The sequence below is a fragment of the Mycobacterium sp. E3298 genome, from assembly GCF_001666895.1.
Taxonomy (GTDB): domain Bacteria; phylum Actinomycetota; class Actinomycetes; order Mycobacteriales; family Mycobacteriaceae; genus Mycobacterium.
Map to the genome: position 1 here is coordinate 1 of NZ_LZJB01000518.1, position 11,981 is coordinate 11,981.

6 protein-coding genes are annotated in these 11,981 nt (G+C 68.5%); 4 read left to right on the top strand and 2 right to left on the bottom strand.

What is annotated here, in order from left to right:
- The first annotated feature begins 162 nt into the window (after nt 1–162).
- Nucleotides 163–516 carry a hypothetical protein gene (locus A9X05_RS23820; RefSeq protein ID WP_231978461.1) on the top strand — a complete coding sequence of 118 codons (354 nt, stop codon included), beginning with the start codon at nt 163–165 and terminating at the stop codon, nt 514–516.
- Nucleotides 517–522: 6 nt separating this feature from the next.
- On the opposite strand, the gene recR is transcribed toward A9X05_RS23820, so the two are convergent.
- Nucleotides 523–1,134 (bottom strand): recombination mediator RecR, encoded by a 612-nt coding sequence (gene recR / locus A9X05_RS23825; protein ID WP_067270973.1) that lies wholly within the window; start codon nt 1,132–1,134, stop codon nt 523–525.
- A 10-nt stretch (nt 1,135–1,144) separates the two neighbouring features.
- Nucleotides 1,145–1,492 (bottom strand): YbaB/EbfC family nucleoid-associated protein, encoded by a 348-nt coding sequence (locus A9X05_RS23830; RefSeq protein WP_067784391.1) that lies wholly within the window; start codon nt 1,490–1,492, stop codon nt 1,145–1,147.
- Nucleotides 1,493–1,590: 98 nt separating this feature from the next.
- Here A9X05_RS23830 and A9X05_RS23835 point away from each other — a divergent pair, with 98 nt between their 5' ends.
- From A9X05_RS23835 to A9X05_RS23845, 3 genes are all read left to right on the top strand, one after another.
- Nucleotides 1,591–2,364, top strand: coding sequence for an Rv3717 family N-acetylmuramoyl-L-alanine amidase (locus A9X05_RS23835; protein WP_156670150.1), 774 nt, complete (start codon nt 1,591–1,593; stop codon nt 2,362–2,364).
- A gap of 516 nt (nt 2,365–2,880) precedes the next feature.
- Nucleotides 2,881–9,099 carry a sulfolipid-1 biosynthesis phthioceranic/hydroxyphthioceranic acid synthase gene (pks2, locus tag A9X05_RS23840; RefSeq protein WP_304442460.1) on the top strand — a complete coding sequence of 2,073 codons (6,219 nt, stop codon included), beginning with the start codon at nt 2,881–2,883 and terminating at the stop codon, nt 9,097–9,099.
- A 16-nt stretch (nt 9,100–9,115) separates the two neighbouring features.
- A partial coding sequence (locus A9X05_RS23845; protein WP_156736936.1) for an amino acid adenylation domain-containing protein occupies nt 9,116–11,981 on the top strand: 2,866 nt, incomplete at its 3' end.

The following is an 11,981-nucleotide window of genomic DNA, read 5'->3' on the forward strand; positions in this document are numbered from 1 at the left end:
AGGTGGTGGGCGAGCTGGCGCCGCTGGAGCTGCCCGAGGTGGAGTTGTTGCGCCGGGAGCGGTTGGCGGTGCGCTGACATGCGGAATGACATCGCGAGAAGCGGGCGGCGGGGTTTGGCGGGCGGCAGTGCCCTGCTAGTCGCGGCCGCATTGATTACACCGGTGCCGGCGCACGCGACGCCCGAGGTGCCGAGCGGTCGGTACACGGTGCTCTATACCGACAGTGACAAGACGACCACGTGGCTTTTCGCCCCCTGCGGGTCGGACTGCACGCTGGCGACCTCGCAGGACGGCGGGACGTTCGTTATCAGCTGGGAGTTCGACCTCGCGAACGGACGCTGGACCCACAGCGGCGCGACGCAGGCACCGTGCGCGAATGGAACAACGGTTCCGGCAACCGTCGACTACAGCTTCGACGCCGTGTCGCTTGCCGGTGAGGGCCGGACGACCACGTCAGACGGGTGTGGCGGTCCAGGCTCGACGGTCACCCGGCCGTTCCGATTGACCAAGACCTGAGCCGTCTCAGACCATCGCCCGGCGGCCGGCGAGCGCCCGGCCCAGCGTCAGTTCGTCGGCGAACTCCAGGTCCCCGCCCATCGGCAGCCCGGACGCGATCCGCGTCACGGTCAGCCCCGGGATGTCGCGCAGCATCCGGACCAGGTAAGTGGCGGTGGCCTCGCCCTCGGTGTTCGGGTCGGTGGCGATGATCACCTCGCTGATGTCGACGTCGTCGACCCGCTCCCCGATCCGGCTCAGCAGTTCGCGGATCCGCAACTGCTCGGGCCCCACCCCGGACAACGGATCCAGCGCGCCGCCCAGCACGTGGTAGCGGCCGCGGAATTCGCGGGTGCGCTCGACGGCCTGCACATCCTTGGGTTCCTCGACGACGCACACCAGCGAGCCGTCCCGACGAGGGTCCGAACAGATTCGGCACCGCTCGTTGTCGGAGACGTTGCCGCACACCGCACAGAACCGCACGCCGTCGCGCACCTTGCCCAGCGCCGCGGTCAGCCGGTCGATGTCCGGCGGTTCGACCGACAGCAGGTGGAAGGCGATGCGCTGGGCGCTCTTGGGCCCGATGCCCGGCAGCTTGCCGAGCTCGTCGATCAAATCCTGGACCGGTCCTTCAAACATGTTCGACGATCTACAGCTCCGGCGCCTGCGCCGGCGGCTGTCCCGGCGGCGGCCCGCCGAAACCGCCGGCCAGCGCCCCCAGCCGCTCCTGCGCCATCCGGGTGACCTGCGTGGAGGCGTCGGCCATGGCGCCGACGATCAAGTCCTGCAGCGTCTCGACGTCGCCGGGGTCGACCACCTTGGGATCGATCTGCACCGCGACCACCTCGCCGCTGCCCTTCACCGTCACCCTGACCAAGCCACCGCCGGCCTGCCCGTGTATCTCGGCGTTGGCGAGCTGTTGCTGGGCCTCCATCAACTTCTGCTGCATCTGCTGCGCCTGGGCCAGCAGCGCCGACATGTCGCCTCCGGGTTGCATGACAGTCCCCTCGCATCTTGGTCTCGAGTTGGTTTCGCCTGCGTGTGTCCGGCGATTCGAAACACCCAGCGTAGACCGCGCGAAGCTACCTTTGCGCCGTGGACCTACGAGTGAGCAGGCGTGTCGGCATCAGGATGGTCATCGGTGCGCTGGTTGCCGCTTCGGCGGCGATCACCCCGACCGCGACCCCGGCCGCATGGGCGGTCCCATCCAACATCGCCGGCATGGTTGTCTTCATCGACCCCGGCCACAACGGCTCCAACGACGCGTCCATCAGCCGTCAGGTGCCCACCGGTCGCGGCGGTACCAAGGACTGCCAGGCGAGCGGAACGTCGACCAACAGCGGTTATCAGGAGCACACCTTCACCTGGGACACGGCGCTGCGGGTTCGTGCGGAGTTGAACGCCCTGGGCGTGCGGACCGCGATGGCCCGCGGCAACGACACCGGGCTGGGACCCTGCGTCGACGAGCGCGCCAACATGGCCAACGCGTTGCATCCCAACGCGGTCCTGAGCATCCACGCCGACGGCGGCCCCGCATCTGGCCGCGGATTCCACGTCAACTACTCGGCCCCGCCGCTGAACCAGGTGCAGGCCGGGCCGTCGGTGCAGTACGCCAGGATCATGCGCGACCAGATGCAGGCCTCCGGCATCCCGCCCGCCAACTACATCGGCCAGAGCGGGTTGTACGGGCGCTCGGATTTGGCCGGGCTGAACCTGGCGCAGTACCCGTCGATCCTGGTCGAGTGCGGCAACATGAAGAACCCCGCGGACTCGGCGCTGATGGAGTCGGCCGAGGGCAGGCAGAAATACGCCGACGCGATGGTCCGCGGCGTCGCGGGTTTCCTGGCCTCTCAGGGCCAGGCGCGCTAGGCCCGCAAGCCGGCCCTTCCCCGACGGCGACGCTTCGAACCCGGGCCGCCTGACCAATCGCGGCTTAACTCCGGGCTAACTCACTCGTCACCCAGAAGAATTTGCCTCAACGCGGCGCGCGCGGAGGTGACCTTCTGTAGGGTCTGTTTTACGCATGTCGACTTGCGGTGTGGGAGAACCGATGATCAATCCGTCGACAACGACAACGACAACTTGTTTGTCGCGGCCGACGACCGGCGCGCGACGGCTTCTGACCGGCGTTCGCCGAGATTTCAGCCAACTGTCGACCGGCAGGAAGCGCGGCCATCCGCGCTGCACGTCTCCACCCATCGCGACTCCGGGGCGTTCCCGCACGGATGTGGGGTGCGGACTCGGGGTGACCGCGGGCTCCACAGCCGGCCCTCATTTGCTTGGGCGTCAATTCAGCAAAGCACCGCAGCCGATGGTCGAGGCCGCCGAACGATCAGGATTCGTACGCACTCACCGCCCCGTCGGATAAGAAGAGGGTGGACGGCCGTGGAGACATCGGGTTTCACTTCCACTGCTGTTATCGGCATGGCCTGCCGCCTGCCGGGGGGCATCGACTCTCCCGAACGGTTGTGGGAGGCGCTGCTGCGCGGGGATGACCTGGTCACCGAGGTGCCCCCGGACCGGTGGGACGCCGACGAATATTACGACCCCCAGCCGGGAGTGCCAGGCCGCTCGGTGACGAAGTGGGGCGGATTCCTCGACGACGTCGCCGGTTTCGATTGCGAGTTCTTCGGGATCAACGAGCGCGAAGCCACCGCGATCGACCCCCAGCACCGGCTGCTGCTGGAAACCTCATGGGAGGCCATGGAACACGCCGGCCTCACCCCAGAGACCATGGCCGAGTCGCGCACGGGCGTGTTCGTGGGTCTGACCCACGGCGACTACCAACTGCTGGCCGCCGACGCGCACGCCGTGGAGGGGCCGTACGGATTCTCCGGCAGCAGCTTCAGTTTGGCGTCCGGCCGCATCGCGTACGCGTTGGGCGTGCACGGCCCGGCGGTCACGGTGGACACCGCTTGTTCGTCCGGTCTGACCGCGGTGCACCTGGCCTGTCGCAGCCTCGGTGACGGTGAAAGCGACCTCGCCCTGGCGGGCGGCGCAACCGTGATCCTCGATCCGCGCAAGTTCGTCGCGGGCTCCGCGGAAGGCATGCTGTCTCCCACCGGGAGATGTCATGCGTTCGACGTCGAGGCGGACGGATTCGCGTCCTCCGAAGGCTGTGTCGTGTTGCTACTCAAGCGATTAGGCGACGCGCTGCGCGACGGCGACCGAATTCTGGCGGTCATCCGCGGCACCGCGGCCAACCAAGACGGCCACACCGTCAACATCGCCACCCCGTCGGCCGCGGCGCAGACCGCGGTGTATCGGGCGGCGTTGGCCGCCGCCGGCGTCGACGCCGCCAGCATCGGCATGGTGGAGGCTCACGGAACCGGCACGCCGATCGGCGACCCGATCGAATACGCCGGCCTGACCGAGGTCTATGGCATCGAGGGTCCCTGCGCGCTGGGCGCGGTGAAAACCAATCTCGGCCATGCCCAGGCGGCCGCCGGTGCACTGGGCCTGATGAAAACCATCCTTGCCCTGCAACACGGCGTGGTGCCCCGGAATCTGCATTTCACCAAGCTGCCCGATCCGCTGGCCGCCATCAAGACCCAACTCTTTGTGCCACAGACGGTTTCGCCGTGGCCCCGCGACGGCGGTCATCCCCGGCGGGCGGCGGTGTCGTCGTACGGGCTATCCGGCACCAACGCTCACGCGATCGTCGAGCAGGCACCTGAACCCGCTGCAGTGCAAGCTGTTTCGGTGGATTCGGCGCCGGCCGATTCTCTGATGTTCCCGCTGTCATCCAGCTCCGCCGACGAGCTGCGCCGCACCGCGGGCAGGCTGGCCGACTGGGTGGCGGCACATGAGGATGTGCAATTACCGGATCTGGCGTACACCCTGGCGCGCCGGCGCGCGCACCGCCCGGTACGTAGCGCCGTCATTGCGGGCAACCGTCCGGAACTGATTGCGGCCCTGCGAGATGTAGCCGCCGGCGACGGTCCGTGCCCGGCCGCGATCGGGCACGACGACAGGGGGCCGGTGTGGGTGTTCTCCGGCCAGGGATCGCAGTGGGCCCAGATGGGCGCCGAATTGCTGGCCACCGAACCGGTTTTCGCCGCAACCGTCGCCGAGGCCGAGCCGTTGATCGCGCACGAGGCCGGGTTTTCGGTGACCGAGGCGATGACCGCGGCGCAGACCGTGACCGGTATCGACCGGATACAACCGACCCTGTTCGCCATGCAGGTCGCGCTCGCCGCCACCTTGCGCTCGTACGGGGCGCGCCCGGGCGCGGTGATCGGACATTCCCTCGGTGAGGTCGCCGCGGCCGTCGTCGCCGGAGCCCTATCGCTGGACGACGGGGTGCGCGTCATTTGCCGGCGCTCGCGGCTGATGTCCGGCATCGCCGGATCCGGCGCGATGGCGTCGGTGGAACTGCCTGCACAGCAGGTGCTTTCGGAGTTCATCACCCGCGGCGTCGACGACGCGGTGGTGGCGGTGGTCGCCTCGCCGCAGTCCACGGTGATCGGCGGCGCCACCCAAACCGTTCGCGATCTGGTCGCGGCCTGGGAGCTGCAAGATGTGCTGGCCCGCGAGATCGCCGTCGACGTTGCGTCACACTCCCCGCAGGTCGATCCGATCCTCGACGACCTGGCGGACGCACTCACCGACCTCCGTCCGATGCCGCCGGATATCCCCTTCTACTCGGCCACCCTGTACGACGCGCGTGAGCGGCCGGTGTGCGATGCCGACTACTGGGTGCAAAACCTCCGCCAGATGGTGCGGTTTGCACCGGCGGTACGGGCCGCCCTGGAAGAGGGTTACCGGGTCTTCGCGGAACTGGCGCCGCACCCGCTGCTCACCCATGCGATCGAGCAGACCGCCCGCAGTCTCGACATGCCGCTGGCCGCCCTGGCCGTCATGCGCCGCGGCCAAGCGCTGCCATCCGGGCTGGGCAGTTTCGTAGCCGACCTGCACAGCGCGGGTGCCGCGGTGGACTTCTCGTTGCTCTACCCCGATGGCCGGCTGGTGGACGCGCCGCTGCCGACCTGGGCCCACCGGCCCCTGTTGTTGCGCCGCGGTGATCACGGATCGCCGACGCACGGTCGCAGCATTTCGGTCCATCCACTGTTGGGTGCCCACGTGCGTTTGTTGGAAGAACCGGAACGCCACGTCTGGCAGGCCGAGGCGGGAACCTCCACCCAGCCCTGGCTGGGTGATCACCGAATCCGGAATGTTCCGGTCCTGCCGGCGGCGGCGTACTGCGAGATGGCGCTGAGCGCCGCGCGCGTCATGCTCGGCGACGGCGCCGAGGTCCATGATCTGCGCTTCGACCGGGCGCTGCTGCTGGATCAGCAGACCACGGTCAGTACCTGGGCGGCGGCGTCGTCACCGAATGCCGCTGAGTTCGTGGTGGAGACCGAGCAACAGGGGAGGCACGCGACGGCGGTCCTTCGCGCCGCGACGGGGCAGCAGGCGCCCGCGCGGAACACGTCCGCGCTGCTGGCCGCCCACCCGCACCGCGAGGACGGCGCCGAGGTGCGCCGCCGCCTGGACCGGCGGGGTGTTCAGTATGGCCGGGCGTTCAGCGGGCTGGTCGCCTTGCGTACCGGCGACGAGTCTCCCGATACGGTCCTCGCCGAGGTCGCACTGCCCGGTGAAATCCGTTCGCAGCAAGATGCTTACGGGTTCCACCCGGCGCTACTGGATGCGTGCTTCCAGTCCATCGCCGCTCACCCGCTGGTGCGTGACCTCGACGACGATGCGCTGGCGTTGCCATTGGGGATCCGAGCACTCCGCCTCGACGGCGCCGCGCGCGGCGCCCGCTACTGCTACACCCGGGTGACCAAGGCGGATACGGCTGGCGTCGAGGCCGATCTCGACATCCTCGATGAGCATGGAACGACCCTTCTCTCGGTGCGGGGGCTGCGACTGGGCACCGAGGCAACCGACAACGGCCACGCCGACCGGCTGCTGGCCCAACGGCTGCTGACGATCGACTGGCGGCACCGGGAGCTACCTGACGCCCAGTATGCCGCCGCCGGAACGTGGCTGCTGATCACCACCGCCGGTGACTTGGGCGCCGCGTTGACCGACGCGCTGAAAGCATCTGGTGCGCAGTGCATCACGATGTGCTGGCCACCGCACGCCGACCACGACGCGACGGCGCAACAGCTTCGAGACCATCTGCGTGCGGGCGGATTCAGCGGAATGGTGGTCCTGACGGGATCCGGAAACGGCGGCGCCGCGGACCAATCCCCCCGCCTGGGTTGTGAGTCCGTGCAACATCTGATTCGCGTCACCCGCGATCTGCCGGACTTCCCGGGCGAACTTCCGCGGCTCTATGTCGTTACCCGCAGCGCCCAGGCCGTGGTCGCCGGCGACGTGCCGGACCTGGAGCAGGCTGGGCTGCGGGGTTTGGTGCGGGTGATCGGCACCGAGAATCCGCACCTGCGGGTCACCCAGATCGATATGGACCAAAGCACCGACCCCGAGCAGCTGGCCCGGCAACTGCTCGGCGGCTCCGAGGAGGACGAGACCGCGTGGCGCCAGGACACCTGGTATGTCGCGCGGTTGTCCCCCACTCCGCTGTGCCCAGAAGAGCGACGAACCACCATCGCCGACCCGGGGCGTGACGGGATTCGCCTGCAGGTCCGTATACCCGGTGACCTTGAGTCGATGGAACTCGTTCTCCACGAACGGCGTTCACCGGGACCCGGGGAAATCGAGATCGCGGTCAGCGCCGCCGGCCTCACCGACCCCGACGTGCTGGCCGCGCTGGGCCAGGACACGCTCCGGGGCCTGGGCACCGATTTCGCCGGGACGGTGACGGCGGTCGGAGCAGGCGTCGCGGACCATACGGTCGGCGATCGAGTCGGAGGGTTGTGCGGCGGCGGCTCTTGGGGTTCCTTCGTCACGTGCGATGCGCGACTGGCGGTCGCCCTGCCGGCGGGGCTTTCCGACGGCCAGGCCGCCGCGGCGTCCACCACGCACACCACCGCGTATCACGCCTTGCATGAGCTGGCCCACGTCAAGGCCGATGATCGCGTCTTGATCCACTCCGCGGCAGGAGGGGTAGGGCAAGCGGCGATTGAGATGGCTCGCGCGGCGGGTGCCGACATATTCGCCACCGCCGACAACGAGACGCACCGACAACTTCTGCGGGACAGCGGGATCGGATACGTCTACGACTCGCACAGCACGGACTTCGCCGACCTGATCCGTCGCGACACCGGCGGCCACGGCTTGGACATCGTGGTCAACTCGGGCTCCGGCGTCACCCAACGGTCCGGGCTCGAATTGCTGGCGCCGGGTGGCCGATTCATCGACATCAGCCATCGGGAGGCCCGGCTGGGACCAATCCCCGCAAACAATATCGCATTCCACACCGTGGACATGGCGCTGCTGTCGGCGAGCGAACCGGATCGCGTGCGCACCCTGCTGAGCACTGTGTACCGGTTGATCGCCGACGGCGCCCTACCGATGCCCGACACCACGCACTACTCGCTTGCGGACGCGGACACCGCGATTCGTCTCATGGCGGGCGGCGGACAGACCGGCAACGTCGTGTTCGACATACCGAGAAGCGGTGTCCGACGTGTGCCGGTGCCGCCGGCGCAGGCCCGGGTCTTCCGCCGCGACGGCGCCTACCTCATCACTGGGGGCCTCGGGGGCCTTGGTCTGTTCTTGGCGGAGAAGATGGCGGCGGCGGGCTGCGGGCGCATCGTGCTGTGTTCACGTTCGCAGCCGACGCCCGATGCCATCGAAACGGTCGAGCGCATCAGGGCAAGCGGCGCCGACGTCACGGTGGAGTGCGGTGACGTCGCGGAACCCGGCACCGCGCGCCGATTGGTTGCCACCGCGACCGCCACCGGCCTCCCGGTGCGGGGTGTGCTGCACGCGGCCGCGGTGGTAGACGACGCCACCCTGGTCAACATCACCGCAGAACTCGTCGAGCGGGATTGGAGCCCAAAGGTTCACGGCGCGTGGCACCTCCACACCGCCACGCTCGACCAGCCGTTGGACTGGTATTGCTCGTTTTCGTCGGCCGCCGCCCTGGTGGGCTCTCCCGGCCAGGGCGCCTACGCCGCGGCCAACAGCTGGCTGGACGCCTTCACCCACTGGATGCGGGCTCAGGGCCTGCCGGCTATCACCATCGGCTGGGGTCCCTGGGCCCGGATCGGGCGCGCCACCGCCCTGGCGGACAGCTCGGGCATGGCGATCGGGCCCGAGGAGGGCGCGTACGCGTTCGATGCGCTGCTGCGTCACGACCGCGCCTACACCGGCTACGCGCCGATCACGGGCGCACCGTGGTTGAAGCTGTTGACCGAGCGCAGCCCGTTCACCGAGGCGTTTCGCCCCGTCGGCGACGCAACGGGCACAAGCAAACTCCGCGCCGAGCTCAACGAGCTGCCCATGGACGAGTGGCCGGCCTCGCTGCGGCGACTGATCTCCGATCAAGTCAGCTTGATTCTGCGTCGCAGCGTGGATCCGGATCGGCCGCTGTCCGGATACGGCCTCGACTCACTCGGTGCGCTCGAACTACGTACTCGCATCGAAACCGAAACGGGGGTTCGCATCCCGTCCGCCGACATCTCGACCATCACGATCCGTGGTCTGGCGGGGCTGTTGTGCGAAAAACTGGCACCCGCGGAAGTCGCCTGATTCCGGGGGGTGATGGATGCAATTTGACGAGCGCGCGCTCCCCTTGACACGGGGACAGCTCGACATCTGGCTAGCACAGGAAACGGGCCGGTCCCGCACCGATTGGCAACTTGGCCTCTTCGTCAAAATCGAAGGACGCGTGGAGCGCAAGCCCCTCGAGTGGGCGATCCGCCGGGCGCTTCGGGAGGCCGAACCCGTTCGGACGTCATTCTTTTCGGATGACGGCCAGGTCATGCAGCAGTCGATTGACGACCCGGAGGTTGACCTCGCCTTCCACGACCTGCGCGGCTCGGATCATCCCGTGCGGAAGGCCCAGGAGATCGCGGCGTCGATTCAGCGCACGCCCATGCCCTTCACCGGACCGCTGTTCAGGTTCGCGCTCTTCCAGACGGGCGTCAACGAATTCTATTGGTTCACTTGCTGTCACCACATCGTCGCCGACGCGTCGGGCATTGCCCTCGTCGGCCATCGGATCGCGACCATCTACTCCGCAGTCATCGCGGGCGCGCCCATGCCGTCCCCATTCTTCGGCTCGCTGGCGGACCTGGTCGCATGCGAATCGGAGTACGAAGCGTCGGCAGACTACCTCGAGGATCAGGCGTACTGGTCGAAGAATCTGCCATCCGGCGACGGACCGGATCGGTGGTTGCGGCGGGGTGCCGGTGAGCGCGGTCCATATCGTTCCTCGGCGCCGGTCCAGCTGGATCCCGCGGTCATTCGCCGAGTCGAAGAGTTGTCCCACGCCTGGGAAATGCCGCGGTCATCGGTCATCACCGCCGCGTGCGCCCTGTTGGTGCGAGCCTGGAGTCACAACGGTTCGGAGGTGGTGCTCGACTTCCCGGTGAGCAGGCGGGTCACCCCGGAATCGAAGACGCTTCCCGGCATGGTCTCCGGCGTCGTTCCGCTGGTTTTGAAACTCTCGCCGGATGCCACGGTGGGTGACTTCTGCCGCCACGTCGATGCGCGAATACGTGAAGCGTTGCAACATCAGCGCTTTCCCGTGCGGGCACTGGAACGCAAGGCACGCTCCGGCGACCCCCGGCAGTTCGCCCAGCGGGTGAGCGTCAACTTCCTTCCCGCTGTGCTCGCCTTGGACTTCGGCGGCGTGGCGGCCTCGGCGTCATACACCAATTCCGGTCTCGCCGATGGCTTCGGGTTGTTCTTCTCCGCAGCCGGTGACCAACTGCTGTTCGGCACCGAGGGTGCCGGGGAGCTGTTTGCGGGCTTCGCCGTCGCAGACCTGGCCGAACGGTTGCTGCGGGTGCTGGCCGCGATGGCCGGCGACCCCGAACGTCGGCTGCTGTCGATCGACCCATGGGGCGCCGACGAACACGCGCGGCTTGATGGGTGGGGCAACCGGGCGGTGCTGACCCAGCGGGCACCCGAGCCCGCGTCGATTCCGGAGCTGTTCGTCGATCAGGTTTCGCGAGCGCCGGCGGCGGTGGCGTTGACCTTCGAAGGCCGTTCGATGACCTACCGGGAACTCGACGAGGCCGCTAATCGACTGGCCCGTTTCCTGATCGGTCGGGGCGCGGGCCGCGGGCAACGTGTGGCTCTGCTGCTCGCCCGTTCGCCCGACGCCGTCATCGCGATGCTCGCGGTGCTCAAGACCGGGGCGGCGTATCTGCCGATCGATCCGGGTCTGCCTGATGCGCGGATCGAGTTCATGCTCACCGACGCCACCCCGATCGCCGTCGTGACGACTGCGGAACTGCGGCCGCGGCTCGACGGATGCGAGCCGACCGTCGTCGACATCGCGCACCCCGACGTAGCCACTCAACCCGGTGCCGCATTGCCTCCGCCCGCACCCGACGACATTGCCTACCTCATCTACACCTCCGGGACCACCGGTGTTCCGAAGGGCGTCGCCGTCACCCACCACAACGTGACTCAGCTCCTGCGATCGCTCAACCCTTCCGGACTGGTTTGGGCGCAGTGGCATTCGTTGGCCTTCGACGCCTCTGTCGAAGAGATCTGGAGTGCGTTGCTGTTCGGGGGCCGGCTGGTGGTGGTGCCCGAAGGGGTGGCCGGCTCGCCCGACGACTTCCGCGCGTTGCTCATCGACGAGCGGGTAGAGATGCTGAGCCAAACCCCCTCGGCCCTGGCAGCGCTACCCGCCGAAAACTTGGGAGCGACAACGCTACTGGTGGCCGGCGAAGCGTGTCCGGCCGAGGTCGTGGATCGATGGGCACCGGGACGGCTTATGGTCAACGGCTACGGCCCGACCGAGACCACCGTGTGCGCGACCAGAAGTGCGCCGTTGACGCCGGACTCGGGCGTGCCGCCGATCGGCGCGCCGGTGTCCGGGGCGGCGGCGTTCGTCCTCGACGAATGGTTACGTCCGGTTCCCGCCGATGTCGTTGGCGAGCTGTATATCGCGGGCCGCGGCGTGGCCGTCGGGTATTGGCGGCGGGCCGGCCTATCCGCGTCGCGGTTTGTCGCCTGCCCGTTCGGGTCGCCCGGAGGGCGCATGTACCGCACCGGGGATCTGGTGCGCTGGGACACGAGCGGGCAACTGCACTATGTGGGCCGCGCCGACGAGCAGGTCAAAATTCGTGGATACCGCATAGAACTCGGCGAAGTCCGCGCCGCATTGGCCGCGCTGGACGGTGTGGATCAGGCCGCGGTGATCACCCGCGAAGACCAACCCGGCGCCCCGCGCCTGGTCGGCTACGTCACCGGCACGATCGACGCGGCCGACGCGCGCGCCGCGCTGGCCGGTCGGCTGCCCGGCTTCATGGTGCCGTCCGCGGTCGTGGTGATGGCTGCGTTGCCGCTGACGGTCAACGGCAAACTCGACACGCGAGCCCTCCCCGCGCCGGAATACAGCGATGCCAGCCGATTTCGCGCCCCGGTCACTGCGGTGGAGGAGGTGCTGGCCG

Excerpts from the sequence above, each read along its gene's own strand:
- recR (WP_067270973.1), bottom strand. The coding sequence starts at position 1,134 with ATGTTTGAAGGACCGGTCCAGGATTTGATCGACGAGCTCGGCAAGCTG.
- A9X05_RS23830 (WP_067784391.1), bottom strand. The coding sequence starts at position 1,492 with ATGCAACCCGGAGGCGACATGTCGGCGCTGCTGGCCCAGGCGCAGCAG.